This window comes from Nonomuraea montanisoli (assembly GCF_013363975.1).
Lineage (GTDB): Bacteria > Actinomycetota > Actinomycetes > Streptosporangiales > Streptosporangiaceae > Nonomuraea > Nonomuraea montanisoli.
Map to the genome: position 1 here is coordinate 1 of NZ_JABWGN010000023.1, position 21,505 is coordinate 21,505.

The window sequence follows — 21,505 nt, forward strand, 5'->3', positions numbered from 1 at the left end:
GCCGCTGGCCGACAGGTTGACGGCCTGGGCGTTGCCGGCGGTGGTCTGGGTGGCGATGGTGGTGGTGGCCGAGGAGCCCGCCTGGACCGTGCCCGACGCCGGGTTGGCCGAGATCGAGAAGTCACGGGTCTGCGTGCTGCCGACCTGGAGGGTGTAGACGGCGCTGTGCGTGGTGGTGCCGGCGCCGTTCACGGTGATCCGGTAGCTGCCCTGGGCCGCCGAGGAGGAGACGGACAGGGTGAGCGTCGAGGAGTTGCCGGAGGTCACCGACGACGGGTTGAAGCTCGCGGTGACGCCGCTCGGCAGGCCGGTGGCGCTCAGGTTGACGGTCTGCGCGCTGCCCGAGGTGGTCTGCGTGCTGACCGTGGTGGTCACCTGCTGGCCCGGCTGCGCGCTGCCCGAGGCCGGGTTGACCGACAGCGAGAAGTCGTTGCCCGGGGTGCCGCAGGCGGGCTCGCCGGACGCGGCGGCCACGGCGATCGCGCTGAAGGACGCCTTGGTGGTGTTGCACTCGACGCTGTTGGCGCCGTAGAGCTCGATCGCCGCCGCGACGGCCGCGGCGCGCACGTTGGTGTAGCGCCAGGACGACGTCTTGCGGTTCAGGGCGCCCATGTAGATCTTGCCGGCCTTCTCGATGCCGAGGCCGGTCACCGAGGCGGGTCCGCCGGAGCAGATGGGGCTGGACGGCTTGCCGCCGCCGGGGTTGCTGCCCTCGGCCAGCAGGTAGAACCAGTGGTTGATGGGGCCGGCCGCGGAGTGCACCTCGGTGTTCGGGATCGAGGTGGACCAGCAGTTGGGGTCGCCGAGCGCCGACGGGTTGTACATGTTGCGGATCGGGCCGTCGCCGACGAGGTCGACCTCCTCGCCGACCAGGTAGTCCGGCGGATCGTTGGGGTTGTTGGCGTAGTGCTCGGTCAGGGCGCCGAAGATGTCGCCGGTGCCCTCGTTGATGCCGCCGTTCTCGTTGCCGGAGCCGGCGCCGCCGGGCGTGGTCTGGAAGATGGCGTGGCCGAACTCGTGCGCCACGACGTCGATGGGCGTGGCCTGGCGGGTGTTGGCCTGGTTGTGGCCGAAGTTGGTGTAGCTGCCGTTCCAGTACGCGTTGACGTCGCTGAGGCCGACGCGGGCGGGGAAGCCGCTGCCGCTGCCGTTGATGCCGTTGCGGCCGAGCCAGTCGCGCAGCATGTCCCACTCGCGCTGGACGGAGTACAGCGCGTCGACGCAGGCGGTCTCCAGGTCGGTGCCCGAGCCGTTGCCCCAGTTGTCGTCGGTGCCGGTGTAGGCGGAGCCGTTCTGGCCGCCGCACTTGATGCCCGGCCGGGTGGTGTCGGTCATGGAGTACGAGCTGCCGGAGCCGCTCGTGTTGATGGTGACCTGGCCGTAGTAGTAGCCGTTGCCGGTGCCCTCGCGCACCTGGTCGTAGGAGTCGGCGATCTCGCCGGTGCGGGCGTCCACGAAGACGTGCTGGATGCTCGGCTTGCCGTCGGCCAGGCCGCCGACGACCGCCTCCCAGGTGAGCCGCGCCTTGCCGCCCCAGGTGAGCACCACCAGGCGCGGGTCGGCGGTGTCGTCCACCCGGGAGAGCTTGGTCTTGGCCACCCGCAGGGCGCGCGCGGCGCCGATGTCGGGCGTGGTGGCCAGGTCGGCCGGGGCGGGCCCGGACTCGGCGACGGTGTCGCGGACGTGGCCGGCGGAGTCGGTGACGACCACGGCGTCGCCGCCGACCATCGGCAGGCCCTTGTAGGTGCGCTCGTAGGAGACGAAGAACATGTCGCCCGCGCCCTTGACGACCTTCAGGCGGCGGTACGCCTCGTCGGTCCCCTTGGCGAGGTTGTCCATGCCGCTGGAGATCGCCTGGTCGGCGACGGCCGCGGCGCGGGACTCGGGGTCGGCGGCGATGCGCGCCTGCCCGCCGGAGCCCTGCTGGGCGGGGGTGGCCCCGGGCGGGGCCGCGTGGGCGGGGAGTGCGGGTAAGGCGGACAGCACCATGGCCGCGGCCGCGGTGAGTCCCGCGGTCGCGGCGGCCAGGCCCTTGCGTTTCACGCTTGTGCTCCTTTCGGCTGTCCCCGGCCGGCCGCCCGGGTGGGCGCGCGCGGGCCCGCGTCGCAGGGGTCACCTGTGAGCACGAGCCGGCCGGGAATCGGGGGGTGTGACGCACGTGCGAAGGATCACTGCGAGCCAGACGGTAGGCGCTCGTAACAAAGCTGGGAATCCGTATGCATATCGGTAGGCATACTGATAATTCCGACTTTGACGCGGTACGAGCGGGGAACGCGCGGACGCCGGGGGCGTCCGCCGGAGCTCAGGACGTGGCGTGGCGGGCGCGGAAGTGGGCCGCCTTGGCGCGGTTGCCGCACTCGCGCATGTCGCACCAGCGCCGGCCGCCGCCGCGCGAGGTGTCCACGTACAGCCGGGTGCACGCCTCGGCGCCGCACTCCTTGATCCGCTCGGCGCTCGGCCCGCCGAGCAGCTCCACGGCCCGCCGGGCGACCGTCGCCAGGACGGCCGTCAGGTCGCCGGCTCGCTCGACCCCGCCTCCGGCGCCGAACAGGACACCGGCGGGCGGCTCGGCGGCGGCCCGGTTGACCAGCTCCCGATCGCCCGGGGCGCCCGCCCCTGTGGCCAGCCGGTAGACGGCCTCACGCAGCTCCTTGGCGGCGGCCAGGCCGGCCGGGGTGACCGCGCACGGCCGGTCCAGGACGCCCGCCTCCACCGCCCAGCGGCCCAGGTCGTCCGGCTCCTCCAGCACGTCGAGCCGGTCGGTCCGGCGGTGCTGGACGGTGCCGGCCAGGTCGAGCGCGAGGTCGCCGCTGACGAAGGTGAAGCGTGTCACACCCACATGATAACCGTCTTGACAGGTTACGGACCCGGCTCCCACAGTGGGATAACCGGTTTGAGGGGTTATTGAGGAGGCGTGGCGATGGCCGTCCCGACGATGGAGACACCGGCCCGCACGAGGACGCCGGTCGTCGTGCCGTCGCTGTTCGTGGCGGCGTGGAGCAGCGCGTTCGTGGCGGGCCTGATCGGTGTGAGCGCCGCGCCGCCGCTGCTGCTGACCTTCGCCCGCTTCGCGCTGGCCGGGCTGCTGCTGGGCGGGTACGCGCTGGCGGTCCGCGCCCCGTGGCCGCGCGGGCGGCGCCTGGCGCACGTGGTGGTGGCCGGCCTGCTGGTCCAGGCGGTGCAGTTCGGGGCCTTCTACTCGGCGCTGGGCCGCGGGATGCCCGCCGCGGTGATCGCGCTCGTGCAGGGGCTGAGCCCCATGGTGGTCGCGCTGCTCGCCGGCCGGGCGCTGGGCGAGCGGATGAGCCCGGTGCGGTGGGCCGGGTTCGGGCTCGGCGCCGCCGGAGTTGGCCTCGCGGTGGCCGACCGGGTGAGCTTCTCCCCCTCCGCGGTGGCACTGTGCGCGATCGGGCTGGTCGGCCTGAGCGTCGGCACCGTGTACCAGAAGCGCTTCGCCTCGGACATGGACGTGCGCACGGGCACGGCGGTGCAGTTCCTGGCCGGGGCGCCCGTGATGGGGCTGGCCGCGCTGCTGCTGGAGACGCCGCGGGTCACCGGCTGGGGCGCGTTCGGCGGCGCGGTGGCCTGGCTCGTGCTGGTCAACTCGATCGGCGCGTTCCTGCTGCTCAACACCATGCTGAGGGACGCGCCGGCGAGCCGGGTGAGCACGATGTTCTTCCTCACGCCCGCCGTGACGGCCGTCATGGCCTGGCTCCTCGCCGGGCAGGCGCTGCATCCCCTCGCGGTGGCGGGCCTGGTCGTGGGCGGCGCCGGCGTGTTCCTCGCCGCCCGGCGCTGACCCGGGAGTCCCGTACCGGCCTCAGAGCTGCTGGGTGGGCGGCTTGGGGTCGGGGAACCCGGACTGGGAGACCGCCTGGCCGGGGTCGAGCTCGGCGCCGAGCTGGGCGGTCCACGGCACGCCGGCGCGGGTCTCCGGCGCCTCGACGCGGAAGCGCGGCAGCGCCTCGGGGAAGTTCTCGCGGACGTAGCGGACGAGGTGCTCGCGGACGTCGCACTTGAGGTCCCAGGCGGAGGGCGAGTCGGCGGCGCTCATCAGGGCGCGCAGCTCGACCAGGCCGTTCGGCAGGATGTCGGTGACCTGGAGGGTCCAGTCCTTCTGGTCCCACAGCGGGTTGGTCTGGATGAAGGTGTACAGCTCCTCGCGCAGCTTCTCCACCGGGACCGACCAGTCCACCCGCAGGAACACCACGGCCACGACCCGGCTGCCGTGCCGGGTCCAGTTCTCGAACGGGTTCTGCGTGAAGTACGAGACGGGCAGCACGAGCCGCCGCTCGTCCCACAGCCGGACCACCACGTACGTGAGCGTCAGCTCCTCGATGCGGCCCCACTCGTTGTCGACCACGACCACGTCGTCGAGGCGCAGGGCGTCGCTGAAGGCGAGCTGGAGGCCCGCCAGCGCGTTGCCGATGGTCGGCTGGGCGGCGATGCCTACCACGGCGCCGGCGATGCCCGCGGACGCGAGCAGCCCGGCGCCCAGCGCCCGCACCTGCGGGAACGAGAACAGCATCGCGCCGACCGCCACCACGATGATGGTCGCGGCGGCGATCCGGCGGACCAGCGCGATCTGCGTCATGATCCGCCGGGCCCGCCGGTTGCGCTCGCCCTCGACCCGTACGAGCCGTTCGAGCACCACGTCGGTCAGCGCGTAGCTGGCCTGGACGATGAGCCAGGTGACGGAGGCGATCGTGACCAGGCCGAGCCCCCGCTCGACGGCCGAGGACAGGTCGCGCTCCTGGGGGGTCATGCCGAACATGCCCGGCCCGAACACGAAGTTGGCCGCCACCACCGCGGCCACGGCGAACGCGGGCCACGTGCAGTGCTCCACCAGGTGCCCGGCGAGCGCCGAGCGGCGCCTGGCGCGGATCAGGAGCCTGCGGACGATCTCCACGACGAGGATCGCCCCCACGACGGAGACGGCCAGAACGGGCCAGTCAGCCGGCGACTGCACGTGTCATGCCCCCAATGTCACTAATGGTCGTCTAAAAACTCTCGTCAAAACTCACATTGCCCTCAACGGCCACCTGATACGCAGAAACCCGGCGTTCAAAGAAGTTCGCCAGCTCCTGCACGTCCTGGAGCTCCATGAAGGCGAAGGGATTGGCGGTGCCGTACCGCGTGGGCAGGCCGAGCCGGGCCAGCCGCTGGTCGGCGACGTACTCAAGGTACTCGCGCATCTGCTCCGCGGTCATCCCCGGCATGCCGTCGCCGCACAGGTCGCGGGCGAAGGCCAGCTCGGCCGCCACGGCCTCCTCCAGCATCGCGGTGACCTGCTTGGCCAGCTCGTCGTCGAACAGCTCGGGCTCCTCGGCGCGCACGGTGTCGACCACGCTGAACGCGAACTCCATGTGCATGGACTCGTCGCGGAACACCCAGTTCGTCCCCGTGGCCAGGCCGCTGAGCAGCCCCCGCGAGCGGAACCAGTAGACGTAGGCGAAGGCTCCGTAGAAGAACAGGCCCTCGATGCAGGCGGCGAAGCAGATCAGGTTGAGCAGGAACTGCCGCCGCTCGGCGGCCGTCTCCAGCCGCTGGAGCCCGTTGATCGAGTCGATCCACCGGAAGCAGAACTCCGCCTTGTCGCGGATCGACGGGATGTGCTCGATCGCCGCGAACGCCTTGACCCGCTCGTCCAGGTCGGGCAGGTACGTGTCGAGCAGCGTCAGGTAGAACTGCACGTGCACCGCCTCCTCGAAGAGCTGCCTGCTCAGGTACAGGCGCGCCTCGGGGGCGTTGACGTGCTGGTAGAGGTTGAGCACGAGGTTGTTGGCGACGATCGAGTCGCCGGTGGCGAAGAAGGCGACCAGCCGGTTGATCAGGTGGCGCTCCTGGGGCGTCATCCTCGCCAGGTCGGCCAGGTCGGTGTGCAGGTCCACCTCCTCGACCGTCCAGGTGTTGCGGATGGCGGCCCGGTAGCGCTCGTAGAAGTCGGGGTAGCGCATGGGGCGCAGCGTCAGGTCCATTCCCGGGTCAAGCAGCATGTCTGGAAATCTCCGTACGTGGGGTGTTCTTCGGGGTGACGGTCGCGCGGCCTACTGGCAGGCTTCGCAGACCTCCGGGTTCTCCAGCGAGCAGGCGATCGCCGCGGCGGCCTCCTCGGCGACCGGGAGCGCGGGGGCGGCGGTTCCGGCGGCCGGCGCGGCAGTGAACGCCGCGGAGCCCGCCACGGTGGTCTGGGCGATACGGGTGGCCGGCCGCGAGCGCAGGTAGTACGTGGTCTTCAGGCCCTTCTTCCAGGCGTAGGCGTACATCGACGAGAGCTTGCCGATGGTCGGGCTGGCCATGAAGAGGTTGAGCGACTGCGACTGGTCGATGTACGGCTGGCGGGCCGCCGCGAGGTCGATCAGGGCCTTCTGCGGCAGCTCCCAGGCGGTCCGGTAGAGGCTCCGGAGGTCGTCCGGGATGCCGGGGACGTCCTGGATCGAGCCGTCGGCCCGCTTGATCGCGTCGCGCATCGCCTGCGTCCACAGGCCGCGGGCCTGGAGGTCGGCCACCAGGTAGCGGTTGACCTGGAGGAACTCGCCGGACAGCGTCTCGCGCTTGAAGACGTTCGACACCTGCGGCTCGATGCACTCGTAGCAGCCGGCGATCGAGGCGATCGTCGCGGTCGGGGCGATGGCGATCATCAGCGAGTTGCGCAGGCCGGTCCTGGCGACCTTCTCGCGCAGCGCGTCCCAGCGCGGCGAGGCCGCGGCGCCGGCGTAGTGGTCGGGGTGCAGCACTCCCCCGGCCGCGCGGGTGTCGGCGTACGAGGGGTGCCGGCCGCGCTCGGCCGCGAGGTCGGCGGAGGTGTCGTAGGCGGCCAGCGCGATCTCCTCCGCGATGCGGGTGGACAGCTCCAGCGCCTGCGGCGAGTCGAACGGCAGGCGCAGCGTGAAGAACACGTCGGCCAGCCCCATCACGCCGAGCCCGATCGGCCGCCAGCGCCGGTTGGCCGCCTCCGCCTCGGGCGTCGGGTAGAAGCCGAGGTCGATGGTGCGGTCGAGGAAGCGCACGGCGGTCCGCACGGTGGCGCGCAGCCGCTCCCAGTCCAGCTCCGCGCCGTCGCGCAGGTGCGCGGCCAGGTTGACCGAGCCGAGGTTGCACACCGCCGTCTCGGCGTCGCTGGTGACCTCCAGGATCTCGGTGCACAGGTTGGACAGGTGGATGACGTTCTCCGGCCGGGCGGTCTGGTTGGAGGCGCGGTTGGCCGCGTCCTTGAACGTCATCCAGCCGTTGCCGGTCTGGGCGAGCGTGCGCATCATCCGCCCGTACAGGGTGCGGGCCGGGATGCGCCGCACCTGGCGGCCCTGCTCCTCGTAGGCCCGGTAGGCCCGCTCGAACGCCTCGCCGTACAGGTCGGTCAGGTCCGGCACGTCCTTCGGGTCGAACAGCGACCACATCTCGTCGGCCTCGACCCGCCGCATGAACTCGTCCGGCACCCAGTTGGCGAGGTTCAGGTTGTGCGTACGGCGGGCGTCCTCGCCGGTGTTGTCGCGCAGTTCCAGGAACTCCTCGATGTCGGCGTGCCACGTCTCCAGGTAGACGCAGGCGGCGCCCTTGCGGCGGCCGCCCTGGTTGACCGCGGCGACGGACGAGTCGAGGGTGCGCAGCCACGGGACGATGCCGTTGGAGTGCCCGTTGGTGCCGCGGATGAGCGAGCCGCGGGAGCGGACCCGGGTCCACGCGATGCCGATGCCCCCGGCGTACTTCGACAGGCGGGCGACCTGGCCGTACCGGTCGTAGATGGCCTCCAGCTCGTCGCGGGGCGAGTCGAGCAGGAAGCACGACGAGAGCTGCGGGCGGCGCGCGCCCGAGTTGAACAGCGTCGGCGAGCTCGGCAGGTACGACAGGGTGCTCATGAGGGCGTACAGCTCGGCCGCCTCGGCGACGGTGGCGGACAGGCCGCAGGCGACGCGCAGCAGGAAGTGCTGCGGGCGCTCCAGCACCGCGCGGGTCTCGGGGTGGCGCAGCAGGTAGCGGTCGTAGACGGTGCGCAGGCCGAAGTACTCGAAGCGGTCGTCGGCGTCGGCCGGCACCAGCGCGTCCAGCTCGGCGGCGTGCGCGGCGACGAACGCCGCCAGCTCGTCCTGCACCAGCCCCGCCGCGTGGGTGGCGGCCACGGACTCGGAGAACGACCTCACCCCGCACGACGCGGTCTCGGCGGCGATCTCCTCGGCCAGCAGCCGGGCGGCGACCCGGGAGTTGGCGGGATCGGTGATCACCCGGGCGGCGGCCTCCTCGATGGCCAGCCGGCGGTCACCCTCAACGATGGTCGTCACGTGCTCTCTCCTCGCGAGCTCACCCCGGTGATGGCGCGCGAGAGCACGGCGGCGCGGGTGGTCCCCGGCCGCGACGGCCCCCGGGCCCTCCCTCGAGGCCCTGGACAGGTCAGCCGGTGGTGCTCCGGCACGCTGGCAGGTCTTCGGGCTCGCGGGCAGGCGCGCGTGACAGCTCACACGCGTGGTTCTACTGGCCGTCGCTTCCCGGATGCGCTCCAGTGCTCTGTGACGGCGGTCGTTCCCGCTCACCGCTGCGGGGCAGCCCCGGAATCGCACCGGGTTCCCTTTTGCTCCGCCCTGACGGGCGAACCAGCGACGAGCAGGATCCTACATCTAGTGCCCGCTGACGCAACTAGGCCCGCATGTTGTGCTGTCCGTGTCGACAAGCCCGAGGTCGCGGAGCACCCCGCGGGTGCGGCCGATCTCGGTGGCGAGCCAGGCGGCGAAGTCGTCCCCGAACAGCGGGAGGGCGCTCCAGCCGCGCCTGCGGCACACCTCGCGCCAGGGCGCCGAGTCGGAGACGGCCTCGCACATCTCCAGGGCGGCGTCGCGCGTGTCGCCGGCCATGCCGTGCGGGCCGACGGCCGCGCTCCAGGCGGCGAAGTCCACCCGTACCCCGCTCTCCAGCAGGCTCGGGGCGTCGATCCCGTCGACGCGGTGGGCGCACGAGACGGCCAGCGCCCGGAAGCGTCCCTTGCGGATGTCGTGGCGCCAGTCGGCCAGGGTCCCGGCGGCGGCCGCCACCTTGCCGCCGAGCAGGGCGGCGGCCACCTCGACGCTGCTCGGGTAGCCGGTGTAGACGACCTCACGGGTGTCGGCGCCGAGCCCCCGCACGACCAGGCCGAACAGCAGGTGGTCGGGCTCGCCCCGCGGGCCGCCGGCGAGCACGGTCTCGCCCGGCCGGGCCAGCAGGTGGGCGCCGAAGTCCTCGAAGTCGCGGAACTTCGAGGCGGCGGGCACGAGCACGACCTCGATCTCCCCGGCGAGCCGGGCCAGCGGGGTGGCGGTGTCGAGGAGCGTGGGCCCGTCGTTGAGCTCGGCCGCGGCCAGCGCGGGCAGGCCGGTGACCGTGATGGGGGTCGCCTGGTCATGCCGCGACACGGCGAACCCGGCGTCCCAGGCGGCGGTGGCCAGCGCGCCGGCCACGCGCGCCCAGCGGTCGCCCTGCGGCACGATGGCGAACCGGCCGCGCACACCGCGGCCGGTGGCGCCTTGCGCCCCGCAGCCGGCGGCGCCCGCGAGCCCGGAGGCCGCCAGGGCGAGCCCGAGTGCGATCACCTGCCGTCGGCGCATGGCGTGCCTCCCCCGGTTCGCGAGGCACGGCCCCGCTACATCAGGTTAGCGAACCATCACGAGGCGTCACACTCTGGGGCTACTCCCCCCGGATGGGGTGCTTCCACCCCACACCCGCCATCAGGTACGAACCCGCACCGGGCTCACCCGCCAGGCGGGGCCGGTCGGGACGCCAGTCCGCCGCGTGCACCAGCCCGGGCTCGACCAGGGCGAAGTCGCCGAAGAACCGCCGGATCGCGGCGGGCGGCCGGTCGGCGCCGCCGCCCCGCGCGATCGGGGCAACCCGGCCCGGCCCGGCCGGGCGGCCGGGCGTCACGGAGTGGGTGATCACCAGGTGGCTGCCCGGCGCGACCGCCTCGCGCAGCCGGGCCACCATCGCGTACGGGCCGTCCGCGTCCGGGATGAAGTGCAGGATCCCCACCAGCAGGACCCCGACCGGACGGCCGAGGTCGAGCACGGCCGAGGCGCGGCGCAGCACCTCGTCCGCGTCGAGCAGGTCGGCCTGGAGGAAGGCCCGGCGGCCCGGGCCGGGCCCTTCTCCGTCGTGCTCGCCCAGGAGCGCCCGCGCGTGCGCCGCCACGACGGGGTCGCGGTCGACGTACACGACCCGGGCGTCCGGGACGATCTCGTGGACGCTGCCCTGGGTGGGCAGCCCGCTGCCGAGGTCGAGGAACTGGCGCACGCCGGCGTCGGCCAGGTGGCGCACGGCCCGCCGCAGGAAGCCGCGGTTGGCCCGAGCCAGCGGCACGGCCTGCGGGACCAGCGCGACCAGCCGCTCGGTCGCCTCGCGGTCGACGGCGTAGTTGTCGTGGCCGCCGAGCAGGTAGTCGTACATGCGGGCGACGTTCGGCGTGTGAGGATCGAACTCGGCCACATCCGGATCTTAGGTCGAGATTGCTCCGCTAACACGACCTTTGTGCGATTGTAGCCATAGTGCCGCACGAATTTATTCGACTGTGACACTCTTCGCCAGGTTGCGCGGCTTGTCCACATCGCGGCCGAGCGCCACCGCGGCGTGGTAGGCGAGGAGCTGGAGCGGGATCGTCAGCAGGATCGGGTCCAGCTCGATCTCGTTCCTGGGCACCACGATCACGTCGTCGGCCAGGTTGGCGTCGGGCTCGCGGTGGCCCACCATGAGCACCTGGCCGCCGCGGGCGCGGATCTCGCCGAGCGTGGTGAGGTTCTTGTCGAGCAGCTCGTCGTCCGGGACGATCGCCACCGTCGGCATCTCCGGGCCGATCAGCGCGAGGGGGCCGTGCTTGAGCTCGCTCGCCGGGTACGCCTCGGCGTGGACGTACGAGATCTCCTTGAGCTTCTGGGCGCCCTCGCGGGCGACCGGGTAGCCGCGCACACGCCCGACGAACATCATGCTCGGGTACGGGGCGTACTTCCGCGCCAGCTCGGCGATCTTGTCGTTCTGGGTGAGGATCTCCTCGATCTGCGCGGGCAGCCGGCGCAGCCCCTCGACGATGCGGCGACCGTCGGCGGGCGACAGGTCGTGCACGCGGCCGAAGTGCAGGGCCAGCAGCGCGAAGGCCAGCGCGGTCGAGGTGAACGCCTTGGTCGAGGCGACCGAGACCTCCGGGCCGGCGTGCAGGTAGACGCCGCCGTCCACCTCGCGGGCGATGGCGCTGCCGACCGCGTTGACGATGCCGATGACCCGGCCGCCCTTGCGCTTGAGCTCCTGCACGGCGGCCAGCGTGTCGTAGGTCTCGCCCGACTGGCTGATCGCGACGTAGAGGGTGTCGGGGTCGACGACCGGGTTGCGGTAGCGGAACTCACTGGCCGGCTCGGCGTCGGCCGGGATGCGGGCCAGCTCCTCGATGAGCTGGGCGCCGATCTGGCCGGAGTAGTACGCGGAGCCACAGCCGATGATCTTGACGCGGCGGAAGGACCGGGTCTCGCGGGCGTCCATGTTGAGGCCGCCGAGGTGGGCGATGTGGAAGCGCTCGTCGAGGCGGCCGCTCATGGTGCGGGCCACGGTCTCGGGCTGCTCGGAGATCTCCTTGAGCAGGTAGTGCTCGTAGCCGCCGGTGTCGTAGTGACCGGCGTCCCAGTCGACGGTCAGCGGCTCCTTGGCGGTCTCGCGGGCGTCGCTGGCGAAGGTGTGGAAGCCGTCGGCCTTGAGCACGGCCAGCTCGCCGTCCTCCAGGTGGACGACCTGGCGGGTGTAGCGGACCAGCGCGGCCACGTCGGAGGCGGCGAACATCTCCTTCTCGCCGATGCCGAGCACGATCGGGCTGCCGTTGCGCGCCACGACCACCTCGCCCGGCCGCTCGGCGTCCACGACGGCGATGCCGTACGTGCCGACGACGCTCTTCAGCGCCTTGCGGACGGCCTCCTCCAGCGAGTCGGTCTCCTCGACGGTGCGGGCCATCAGGTGGGCCAGCACCTCCGTGTCGGTCTCGGAGACGAACACCGCGCCGTCGGCGGCCAGCTTGGCGCGCAGCTCGCCGGCGTTCTCGATGATGCCGTTGTGGACGACGGCGATGCGCTCGTCGGACGACAGGTGCGGATGCGCGTTGACGTCACTCGGGACGCCGTGCGTGGCCCACCGGGTGTGGCCGATGCCGAGCCCGCCCTTGAACCTGGCCGGCACCACCTTGGCCAGGTCGGCGACCCGGCCCTTGACCTTGCGGACCTTGAGCCCCTTGTTGGACACCACGACACCGGCCGAGTCGTACCCGCGGTACTCCAGCCGCTGCAGCCCCTCCAGCAGGATGGGGGCGGCGTCCTTGGGACCGACGTACGCGACGATTCCGCACATCCGACATCTCCTATCCGTCGTCATCCGCCTTCACCGGAAAGACGGAGATCCGTTGTTCGTTCGCAGGGGGTTTCTCGGGACGGTTTCTTCCGCAGGGTGGCCCCGGGAGGGCCGTCTGCCCCGTCAGCCGTAGACGATGCGGCGCAGTTGCCGCAGCGACAGCTCGGGCGCCGCGACGCGGCGCCCCCGCAGTTCCGCGGCCACCCTGGGGAAGATCTCGTCGTTGGTGAGACCTCGGGACTTCAGCTCGCCATGACGCCGCCGCACGAACTCCTCCACGGGCTCGGAGAAGTACGACAGCACGTCGGCGACCACGCGCGCCGCCTCACCGGGGCCGAGCCCGCTCGTCCGGGTGAGGTGGGCGATCAGCTCCTCGTAAGGGTGCAGCGTCATGGACACAGACGAGGACACTACGCACAGGGAACGCGACACGCCAACATCCTGCCCGAAATCGGGCAGGATTAGCCCGCTGAACACGATCTCGCGGCGCCCCCGGGCTTCTCGCATGGTTGATTACTCCGCGTAGTGTATCCGTGTCGATCCGTGGAGGTTGTCATGCCGCACTGGGCTGTCGCCGGTCTGGTCACCGGTCTCGCCGCCGGTCTGCTCACCGTCCCCGGTCCGCTGCCGGGCCGCCAGGCGGACTTCGCGCGGGCCGCCGCGGAGTCGGGGGTGCCGGTGGGCGTGCTGCTGGGGGTGTCGTACCTGGAGTCGCGGTGGGACTCCAACGGGGGGCGGCCGAGCACGGCGGGCGGGTACGGGCCGATGCACCTGCTGGGCGGGCGGGCCGGCGTCGATGACGGCGGATCCGGCGGGTCGGGGGCGGGCGGCGGGTCCGGCGGGGCCGGAGGTGGGGCGGCCGGCGAGCCGGCGGGAGGCGGTGCGGCGACGCTGGCGCGGGCCGCGCGGCTCACCGGGCTGTCCGTCGCGCGGCTGCGCACCGACCCGGCCGCGAACATCAGGGGCGGCGCCGCCGTCCTCGCCTCCCTCCACGAGGGTCCCGGCTCCGACCCGGCCGACTGGTACGACGCCGTCGCCCGCTACGCCGCGACGGGCCGGCCGTTCGCCGCCGGCGGGTCCCGGAACTTCGCGGACGAGGTGTTCGCGGTGATGCGCGAGGGAGAGGCCCGCCGTACCGACGACGGCTTCGTCGTCCGCCTGCTCCCGGCGCCCGGCCTGCGCCCGCCCGGCGGCCCCCCGCTGCGTCTCGCGCGGCGGGCCGAGTGCCCCGAGACGCTCGACTGCGAGTGGATGCCCGCCGTGCACGAGCGCACGAGCGGGGGCGGCTACGGCAACCACGACCGGCTCCCGGCCACCACGACGCGGCGGATCGACTACATCGTGATCCACGACACGGAGGGCCGCTACAGCGGCATCCGCTCGATGGTGACCGACCCCGACTACGTGAGCTGGCACTACACCGTGCGCTCGGCCGACGGGCACGTCGCCCAGCACGTGCGGACCCGCGACGTCGCCTGGCACGCCGGCAACTGGGACATCAACGCCCGCTCGATCGGCATCGAGCACGAGGGCTACCTGGCCAAGGGGGCGACCTGGTACACGGAGGCGATGTACCGCTCCTCGGCCCGGCTGCTGCGCTACCTGGCGGACCTGTACGAGCTGCCGCTCGACCGGGCGCACGTCCTCGGCCACGACAACGTCCCGGGCACGACGGCCGAGAGCCATCCGGGCATGCACGAGGACCCGGGGCCGTACTGGGACTGGGCCCACTACCTGGAGCTGGCGGGCAGCCCGATCGGCGGCGTACCGGTTCGCGACCCGGCCCTGGAGGCGGTGAGCGCCCCGGCGGACGGGGGGCCGGCGTACGGCATGCCTCTGGACGACGCCACGGCCGGCCCATCCGTCCCCGCCCTCGCATCCGGCGCCGACGCCTCCGCCCCGACCGGCGACCCGGCAGCCATGGAGGTCGTGGCGGACACGGCGGATACGTCGGACGCGGCGGCTACCCCGGCTGGCCCGGGCACGGCGGACATGGCGGACGCGGTGGACACGGCGGATACCGCGGCCGCCCCCGGCACGAGCGGCGGCACCGGCGTCGTGCCCGCCTCGGGCAGCGCCCCGCGCGGCAAGTCGGTGATCATCCTGCCCTACTACGGCACCAACCAGCCCCGCTTCACCGGCTGCGTCAAGGACAAGCCGGCGCGGGCCTGCGAGCCGCACGGCGCCTCGTCCGTGTGGCTGCGCACCGAGCCGCGTGACGACGCGCCCCTGGTCGACGACATCGGCAAGCGGGTGGGCAAGCCCAGCACGTACGGCGTGTACGACCACAGCGCCCGCGCCTCCACCGGCCAGCGCTACGCCGTGGCCGACCGGCGGGGCGACTGGACGGCGATCTGGTACCTGGGCCTGAAGGCGTGGTTCTACAACCCGGCCGCGGCGCCGACCGCGATCCCCGCCTCCGGGCCGCTGGTCACGCCGCACCGGGACGAGGTCAGGGTGTACGGCCGCGCGTACCCCGGCCATCCGGCCTACCAGGGGACGGGCGTCGCCTACCAGGAGCGCACGCCGCTGGCGTACGTGATCCGGCCCGGCCAGACGTACACGCTGGGGCAGACCGTGACGGCCTCGTACCTCAAGGGCGGCTCCTTCGACCGCGACGCGCACGTCCTGGTGGCGGGAACCCGGCGGTTCCACCAGATCCAGCTCGGCCACCGGGTGGCGTTCGTGCGGGCGCGGGACGTGCGCGTGATCCGCTGAGCGACCGGCCCGCGCGCTGGATTCGGTGCACGAATTCGGCCCGGAGGCCGCCGGACGCGCGCGGGCACTCCCGGGAGGCGATATGGTTTTCCCGTGGCCGGCACTTCGCCGGAGACACGCGGAAGTGGCTCAGTGGTAGAGCATCACCTTGCCAAGGTGAGGGTCGCGGGTTCGAATCCCGTCTTCCGCTCGGAGTTCGATCTCCTGGTGGAGTGGCCGAGAGGCGAGGCAGCGGCCTGCAAAGCCGTCTACACGGGTTCAAATCCCGTCTCCACCTCGGCAAGGCGCGGGTCCTCCCGGGATCCGCTAAAGTAAAAAAGCAGCGCCATGCGGAAGTGGCTCAGTGGTAGAGCATCACCTTGCCAAGGTGAGGGTCGCGGGTTCGAATCCCGTCTTCCGCTCTGAGTTTCAACTCAATACGGACGATTAGCTCAGCGGGAGAGCGCTTCCCTGACACGGAAGAGGTCACTGGTTCAATCCCAGTATCGTCCACCCATCGCGACGAGCCCCAGGCCCACAGAGCCTGGGGCTTTCGCTTGTCCGGGCCTCGACTGTCCGGGCCTCCAGGCGGCTACCCGGGCTCGCCCTCGGCGAGGGCCTGGGGCTCCACGCGGCGTCCCGCCAGCCGGTGGAGCAGGAGCAGCGCGTACCCGGTCACCACGAAACACCCGGCCAGCACGGCCGCCGCCCCCGCGAACCCGTCCCAGCCGAGCCGCCCCACGTCCAGGAACGGGTACACGTACCTGCGCCGCGTGCCCGGCGGCAGCGACGGCGCCCGGACCAGCACGAACGCCGCGTACGCCAGAGGGAAGGCCAGCCAGGTGAGCGGCGCCGCCCACGAGGGCCGGCGGTCGCGGTCCCACACCAGCCAGTCGGTGACCGCCATGAGGGGCGTCACGTAGTGCAGCAGGAGGTTGCCCGTCCCGCGCGGCCCGCGGTCGAGCAGGAGGAGCGGGTCGCCGCCGCCGGTCAGGTAGAAGTGCGCGACCAGACCGGTGATCGTGAGGTAGAGCGTGACGGCGCCCTTGAGCCCGGCCGGGCCCTGCCTGCCGAGCAGCCGCCAGCCGTAGTACAGCACGAGCAGGACGTTGCTCTGCGCGGTGAAGTACACCCACGGCGTGCGGATGGCCGTCGCCAGGCAGACGATCCCGACAAGAGCGGCGGACACCATCGCGACCCGCCAGATCACCCGCATCCCGACACTCTACTCATCTTGATCATCGCCGACCCCCGGATCGCCGCCGATGCCCCGATCGCCGCCGATGCCCCGATCGCCGCCGATGCCGCGTTCGACGACATGCACCGGCGGCGGCCGCCACGGGTAGGGAACCGGACATGACGACCACGCCTCCGGTCACCCCCGAGACCGTCTTCACCTACGGCGCGCCCCGGCTCAAGTTCGGCGACGGCGCCTCCGACGAGATCGGCTTCGACCTGAGCCGGTACGGCGACGTCCGGCGCGTCCTGATCGTCACCGACCCCGGCGTGGCCGCCACCGGCGCGCCGCACCGCGTCGCGGAGGGGATCCGCGCCCACGGCCTCGACGCCCACGTGTACGACCAGGTCCACGTCGAGCCGACGGACGCCTCCCTGGAAGCCGCCGTCGCGCACGCCCGCGCCACCGGCCCCTGGGACGCGCTCGTCGCCGTCGGCGGCGGCTCCAGCATCGACACCGCCAAGGCGGTCGATCTGATGCTGACCAACCCCGGGGAGCTGATGGACTACGTCAACGCCCCGGTCGGGCTCGGCCGGGCCCCCGCCGAGCCGCTCAAGCCGCTCGTCGCCGTGCCGACGACCACCGGCACCGGCGCGGAGAGCACCACCATCTGCGTGCTCGACGTGCTCGCGCTCAAGGTCAAGACCGGCATCAGCCACGCCGCGCTGCGCCCGTCGCTCGCCGTCGTGGACCCCCGCCTCACGCTCAGCCAGCCGGCGGGGGTGACCGCCTCGGCCGGGATGGACATCCTCTGCCACGCGGTCGAGAGCTACACCGCCCGCTGGTACGCCGCGGGCGAGCGCAGGCGTCCCGAGGAGCGCGTGCCGTACTGCGGTGCGAACCCGATCTCCGACATGTGGGCCGAGCAGGCCATGCGGCTGCTGGCCGGGGCGTTCCGGCGCGCCGTGCGCCACGGCGACGACGCGGCGGCCCGCGGCGAGATGGCGCTGGCCGCGACGTTCGCCGGGATGGGGTTCGGCAACGCCGGCGTGCACATCCCGCACGCCAACGCCTATCCGATCGCGGGCCGGGTGCGCGACTTCCACCCCAAGGACTATCCGGGTGACGAGCCGATGGTGCCGCACGGCATGTCGGTGGCGCTCACGGCGCCGGAGGCGTTCCGGTTCACGTTCGCGGCGGCGCCGGACCGGCACCTGCGGGCGGCGCGGCTGCTCGCGCCGGACCGCGAGGAGCCGGCCGATCCGGCCGAGTTCCTGCCGGGCGTCCTCATCGACCTGATGCGCGACGTCGGCGTGCCCAACGGGATCGGCGCCGTCGGCTACGGCACCGGCGACGTCGAGGCGCTGGTCGAGGGCACGATGCGGCAGCAGCGCCTGCTCGCGACCGCTCCCCTGCCGGTCACCGAGGACGACGTGGCGGGCATCTTCACCCGCTCGATCGAGCTGTGGTGACGTCGCGGCGGGGACGGGGTCCAACCGTCTCCACACGGCCGACAGCACCTGGGTGGGGCAAGGACGTCGCCCTGGCCGACGAGGGCGCCCGTGCGGTGGAGGGGACACTGGCCCGCGAGGTGGGCCATGCGGCCGGACCCGTCCCGGGCCACCGGTTCACGGCCACAGGTGTGGGCCGCCGCCGCTGGGGCACGGGTACGGGCCGGGGGGCCCGCGAGCCTGGCGGATCGTCGCGGCGCGCCCCGCGGGCACAGGGCCGGACGGCCGTGGCGCGAGGGTTCCGGCCAGGAGGTGCGTACGAATTGCTGCGGGTCACTACCCTGGTCTCAGGACGGGGCGCGGCGGTCGCCGCGAGGGGATGGGTGACGCTGTGACGGTCGACGCCGAAGTGCAGATCACGGACCTCAGGGTCAATGATCACGCGTGCCTGACCTTCGGCGAGCCGGAGGAGCTGCTCGACCTGACCGCGGCGTTCGTGCGCGACGGCCTGTCGGGCGGGCTGCGGGTGGTGTGGCTGTCGGAGGAGCCGCAGGAGGCGCTGACCGAGCTGGGCCGCCGCGGGGTCTCCGTGCGCTCCGCCACCACCGCCGGGCGGATGGAGGTGCTGGCCTGCCAGGACGGCCTGCTGTCGGGGCAGGCGTTCGCGGTGGAGCACGCGATGGGCTGGCTGCGCGACCAGATCGAGCAGACCGCGAGCGAGGGCTACGCCGGGCTGCGGGTGGCGCTCGACATGGGGTGGGCGCTGCGGCCGATCAGCGGGATCGACCAGTTGCCGGCGTTCGAGCAGGAGATCGCCACCGCGCTGGCCGACACGAGGGTCTCGGTGCTGTGCCAGTACGACCGCGACCGCTTCGACCCGGTCACGCTGGCGTCGGTGTCGCCGTTCCACACCCGCTCGGTGGCCGCCGCGACGTACCACAGCTCCCCGCTGCTCCGCATATGCCGCCAGTACGCGCCCCCCGGCATCCGGCTGGCCGGGCAGATGGACCGCACCGCCGAGGACGCGCTGAGGATGGCGCTGACCGAGGCGATCCGGGGAGAGGGCGACATCACGGTCAACATGGCGGAGCTGGCGTTCATCGACCTGTCCAGCGCCCGCATGATCCTGGACGCGGCCCGCAGCATCGCCCCCGACCGGAAGGTGGACCTGCGGTGCAACAGGCTCACGGCGTCGAGATTCGTGCTCCTGGGGGCCGGTGGCGTTCCGGGGATCAGTCTGGTGACCGGTCATGGTCGATGACGAGTTCGTGAACACCCCGCCGACCGCCCAGGACGAGCGGCGCCTCATCCTCGACCAGCCGTTCGACGCCGACCTGCTGTACGCGCTGCGCGCCACGCTGGAGGCGCACGCCACGCACGCCGGCATGCCCGACGGCCGGGCCATGGACCTGGTGATCACCGTGCACGAGCTGGCGACCAACGCGGTGGTCCACGGCGCGGGGACGGGCCGGGTGCGGATCTGGCGGGCGGGCGACACGCTGCGGTGCGAGGTCAGCGACGCGGGCCCGGCCACGCGCCCCGCCGCCACCCCGGACGCCGACGCCGCCCCCGACGCCGTCCCCGACGCCGCGCGCTGGCCGGTCGAGCACGGGCACGGGCTGTGGATCGCCCGCTTCCTGCCCGACCGCTTCACGATCGGCTCGGGTCCGGAGGGCACCGTCGCGGTCGCCGACTTCGCCCTGCCGCCGGACGGGCACGACGAGCCGTTCGGCCTCGACCGCCACGACCGGGGCTCGCACACCGTGCTGGAGCTGTCCGGGGCGCTCGGCGACGTGGCCGCGCAGGAGCTCGCCGTCGTCGTCCGCGAGATCGTCTCCGCCGGCCCCGAGCCGCGGCTGCTGCTCGATCTGGGCAAGGTGACGTTCTGGGACGCGATGGGCGTGGCCGCGCTGATCACCGCGCAGCAGCAGGTGAACGGCGCCAAGGCCGGCGCCATGGTGCTGACGGGCCTGACCGCGGACTTCCGGCGCCGCCTGGACGCGCTCAGCCCCGCGCCCCTGACCGTCGGCGACACCCGGGACGAGGCCGTGCGCCGGCTCCTGCCGCGTTCCTGACCTCCTGCGACGAGAAGGGCCGGTCCCCCGGAAGGCGGACCGGCCCTTCGTGGTCGTACGGGCGTCAGCCGAGGCCGTTGCGCATGGCCGTGATCAGCTCGCCGCCGGTGGTGTCGCCGCTGAGCTCCCAGAAGAACGAGCCGCCGAGGCCCTGGTCCTTCGAGTAGCTCATCTTGCCGCCGATCGTGGCCGGCGTGTCGTAGCTCCACCACTGCCCGCCGCAGTAGGCGTAGGCGGTGCCGGCGACGGTGCCGGTGGCCGGGCAGCGCGTCTTGAGGACCTTGTAGTCCTCGATGCCCTGCTCGTACGTGCCGGGCGCGGGGCCGGAGGCGGTGCCGCCGGGCGCGGCCTGGGTGACGCCGGTCCAGCCGCGGCCGTAGAAGCCGACGCCGAGCAGCAGCTTGCCCGCGGGGACGCCCTTGGACTTGAGTTTCTGGATGGCGTTGTCGGAGTAGAAACCGGGGGTGGGGATGCCGCTGTAGGAGGTCAGCGGCGAGTGCGGGGCGGTGGGTCCCTGCGCCGCCCAGGCGCCGAAGAAGTCGTAGGTCATGACGTTGTACCAGTCGACGTACTGGGCGGCGCCCCCGTAGTCGGCCGCGTCGATCTTGCCACCGGACGTGCCGTCGGCGGTGATGGCGGCGGTGACCAGGTTGCCCGAGCCGAAGCGGGAGCGCAGCGCCGACATCAGGTTCCTGAACGCGGCGGGGCCGCTGCTGTCGCAGGTGAGGCCGCAGGCGTTCGGGTACTCCCAGTCGATGTCGATGCCGTCGAACACGTCGGCCCAGCGCGGGTCCTCGACGAGCCGGTAGCAGGAGTCGGCGAACGCGGCGGGGTTGGCGGCGGCCTGGGTGAAGCCGCCCGACCAGGTCCAGCCGCCGAAGGAGAACAGCACCTTGAGGTTCGGGTACTTCTTCTTGAGCTTGCGGAGCTGGTTGAAGCTGCCGCGCAGCGCGCCGGCGTCCCAGGTGTCGGCCACGCCGTCGACGCTCTCGGCGGCGCTGTAGAACCGGTCGTAGTCGGCGTAGCTGTCGCCGATGGTGCACTGGCCGTTCTGCACGTTGCCGAACGCGTAGTTGACGTGGGTGAGCTTGGCGGCCGACCCGCTGGTGTCGATGTTCTTGACGTGGTAGCCGCGCTGGTAGACGCCCCACTGGACGAAGTAGCCGAGCAGCTTGTTGCCGCCGCCGCCCCCGCCGCCGCCGGTGGTGGCGGTCACGGCCGCGCTCGCCGCCGACACGTTCCCCGCCGCGTCACGCGCCCGCACCGTGTACGTGTACGACGTGCTCGCACTCAACCCCGAGTCCGTGTACGACGTCCCCGTCACCGTCGAGACCAGGGCGCTCCCCCGATACACGTCATAACCCGTCACCCCGACGTTGTCCGTCGAGGCGTTCCACGCCAGCGACACACTGCTCGACGTCACCCCCGTCGAACGCAGACCGCCCGGCACGCTGGGCGCCTGCGTGTCGCCGCCTCCGGTGACCGGCTTCCAGAGGGCGGGCACGTTGGGCGGCTCCCAGCCGGTCTGGGAGGTGTGGCCCTGGATGCACTCGTAGGTGACGCCGTTGTAGGTGACGCGGGCGCCGGTGGCGTACGCGACGTTCGGCGCCCATTCGGCGAGGAGGGCGGCGGCCCGGACGCTGGTCGCGGGGACGGCCTGGGCGGCGGGCGGGACGGCGACGGCGGCGGTCAGCGGCAGCAGGAACGCCGCCACCCCCGCCAGGACCTTGCTGAGGGATCTGTGTCTCATGATGCTCCGACATCCGGTG

The 21,505-nt window shown here is 72.7% G+C and carries 17 protein-coding genes, 4 tRNA genes and 1 riboswitch; of the genes, 10 read left to right on the plus strand and 11 right to left on the minus strand.

The window, feature by feature from the left end:
- Both HTZ77_RS41045 and HTZ77_RS48570 read right to left on the minus strand, forming a co-directional pair.
- The coding region (locus HTZ77_RS41045) for a M4 family metallopeptidase (RefSeq protein ID WP_328809065.1) at positions 1-2,043 on the minus strand (2,043 nt) is incomplete at its 3' end.
- Between the two features lie 259 nt (positions 2,044-2,302).
- A complete protein-coding gene (locus HTZ77_RS48570; RefSeq protein ID WP_175595203.1) occupies positions 2,303-2,833 on the minus strand; it encodes a CGNR zinc finger domain-containing protein in 531 nt (176 codons plus the stop codon).
- Positions 2,834-2,920: 87 nt separating this feature from the next.
- On the opposite strand from HTZ77_RS48570, the gene HTZ77_RS41055 reads away from it, so the two are divergent.
- The gene (locus HTZ77_RS41055; protein ID WP_235995937.1) at positions 2,921-3,799 is read left to right on the plus strand and encodes a DMT family transporter; all 879 of its coding nucleotides are present in this window, start codon (positions 2,921-2,923) and stop codon (positions 3,797-3,799) included.
- A gap of 21 nt (positions 3,800-3,820) precedes the next feature.
- On the opposite strand, the gene HTZ77_RS41060 is transcribed toward HTZ77_RS41055, so the two are convergent.
- From HTZ77_RS41060 to HTZ77_RS41090, 7 genes are all read right to left on the minus strand, one after another.
- On the minus strand, positions 3,821-4,969 hold the full coding sequence (locus HTZ77_RS41060; RefSeq protein WP_175595204.1) for a mechanosensitive ion channel family protein: 1,149 nt from the start codon (positions 4,967-4,969) through the stop codon (positions 3,821-3,823).
- 31 nt (positions 4,970-5,000) lie between these two features.
- Positions 5,001-5,996: a ribonucleotide-diphosphate reductase subunit beta gene (locus HTZ77_RS41065; RefSeq protein WP_175595205.1), complete on the minus strand. Its 996-nt coding sequence runs from the start codon at positions 5,994-5,996 to the stop codon at positions 5,001-5,003.
- A 51-nt stretch (positions 5,997-6,047) separates the two neighbouring features.
- Positions 6,048-8,276: a ribonucleoside-diphosphate reductase subunit alpha gene (locus tag HTZ77_RS41070; RefSeq protein WP_328809066.1), complete on the minus strand. Its 2,229-nt coding sequence runs from the start codon at positions 8,274-8,276 to the stop codon at positions 6,048-6,050.
- Between the two features lie 117 nt (positions 8,277-8,393).
- Positions 8,394-8,605: riboswitch (cobalamin riboswitch) on the minus strand.
- A gap of 4 nt (positions 8,606-8,609) precedes the next feature.
- Entirely contained in the window at positions 8,610-9,569 is a 960-nt protein-coding gene (locus HTZ77_RS41075) for a Bug family tripartite tricarboxylate transporter substrate binding protein (RefSeq protein WP_175595206.1), read from the minus strand.
- A 79-nt stretch (positions 9,570-9,648) separates the two neighbouring features.
- Positions 9,649-10,443 (minus strand): SAM-dependent methyltransferase, encoded by a 795-nt coding sequence (locus HTZ77_RS41080; protein WP_175595207.1) that lies wholly within the window; start codon positions 10,441-10,443, stop codon positions 9,649-9,651.
- Positions 10,444-10,515: 72 nt separating this feature from the next.
- Positions 10,516-12,336, minus strand: coding sequence for a glutamine--fructose-6-phosphate transaminase (isomerizing) (gene glmS, locus HTZ77_RS41085; RefSeq protein ID WP_175595208.1), 1,821 nt, complete (start codon positions 12,334-12,336; stop codon positions 10,516-10,518).
- A gap of 123 nt (positions 12,337-12,459) precedes the next feature.
- Entirely contained in the window at positions 12,460-12,729 is a 270-nt protein-coding gene (locus HTZ77_RS41090; RefSeq protein WP_175595209.1) for a hypothetical protein, read from the minus strand.
- Between the two features lie 162 nt (positions 12,730-12,891).
- Here HTZ77_RS41090 and HTZ77_RS47070 point away from each other — a divergent pair, with 162 nt between their 5' ends.
- From HTZ77_RS47070 to HTZ77_RS41115, 5 genes are all read left to right on the plus strand, one after another.
- The gene (locus HTZ77_RS47070) at positions 12,892-15,054 is read left to right on the plus strand and encodes an N-acetylmuramoyl-L-alanine amidase (RefSeq protein ID WP_235995939.1); all 2,163 of its coding nucleotides are present in this window, start codon (positions 12,892-12,894) and stop codon (positions 15,052-15,054) included.
- A 118-nt stretch (positions 15,055-15,172) separates the two neighbouring features.
- Positions 15,173-15,244 (plus strand) — tRNA-Gly (locus HTZ77_RS41100).
- Between the two features lie 16 nt (positions 15,245-15,260).
- Positions 15,261-15,331: transfer RNA gene (locus HTZ77_RS41105), tRNA-Cys, on the plus strand.
- Positions 15,332-15,383: 52 nt separating this feature from the next.
- Positions 15,384-15,455: transfer RNA gene (locus tag HTZ77_RS41110), tRNA-Gly, on the plus strand.
- 19 nt (positions 15,456-15,474) lie between these two features.
- Positions 15,475-15,546, plus strand: a tRNA-Val gene (locus HTZ77_RS41115).
- Positions 15,547-15,625: 79 nt separating this feature from the next.
- Here HTZ77_RS41115 and HTZ77_RS41120 read toward each other — a convergent pair.
- Positions 15,626-16,249, minus strand: coding sequence for a Pr6Pr family membrane protein (locus tag HTZ77_RS41120; protein WP_175595210.1), 624 nt, complete (start codon positions 16,247-16,249; stop codon positions 15,626-15,628).
- A gap of 18 nt (positions 16,250-16,267) precedes the next feature.
- Between HTZ77_RS41120 and HTZ77_RS47900 the strand changes: the two genes are divergently transcribed.
- The 4 genes from HTZ77_RS47900 to HTZ77_RS41135 all read left to right on the plus strand — a co-directional run bounded on the left by HTZ77_RS47900 (position 16,268) and on the right by HTZ77_RS41135 (position 19,736).
- Positions 16,268-16,393 carry a hypothetical protein gene (locus HTZ77_RS47900; protein ID WP_268960261.1) on the plus strand — a complete coding sequence of 42 codons (126 nt, stop codon included), beginning with the start codon at positions 16,268-16,270 and terminating at the stop codon, positions 16,391-16,393.
- A complete protein-coding gene (locus tag HTZ77_RS41125) occupies positions 16,390-17,682 on the plus strand; it encodes a hydroxyacid-oxoacid transhydrogenase (RefSeq protein WP_175595211.1) in 1,293 nt (430 codons plus the stop codon). Before HTZ77_RS47900 ends, HTZ77_RS41125 begins: the two co-directional genes overlap by 4 nt.
- A gap of 370 nt (positions 17,683-18,052) precedes the next feature.
- A complete protein-coding gene (locus HTZ77_RS41130) occupies positions 18,053-18,922 on the plus strand; it encodes an MEDS domain-containing protein (RefSeq protein WP_175595212.1) in 870 nt (289 codons plus the stop codon).
- Positions 18,912-19,736 (plus strand): ATP-binding protein, encoded by an 825-nt coding sequence (locus HTZ77_RS41135; protein ID WP_175595213.1) that lies wholly within the window; start codon positions 18,912-18,914, stop codon positions 19,734-19,736. Before HTZ77_RS41130 ends, HTZ77_RS41135 begins: the two co-directional genes overlap by 11 nt.
- Before the next feature lie 64 nt (positions 19,737-19,800).
- On the opposite strand, the gene HTZ77_RS41140 is transcribed toward HTZ77_RS41135, so the two are convergent.
- Positions 19,801-21,486 (minus strand): glycosyl hydrolase family 18 protein, encoded by a 1,686-nt coding sequence (locus HTZ77_RS41140; RefSeq protein ID WP_175595214.1) that lies wholly within the window; start codon positions 21,484-21,486, stop codon positions 19,801-19,803.
- Positions 21,487-21,505: the final 19 nt, after the last annotated feature.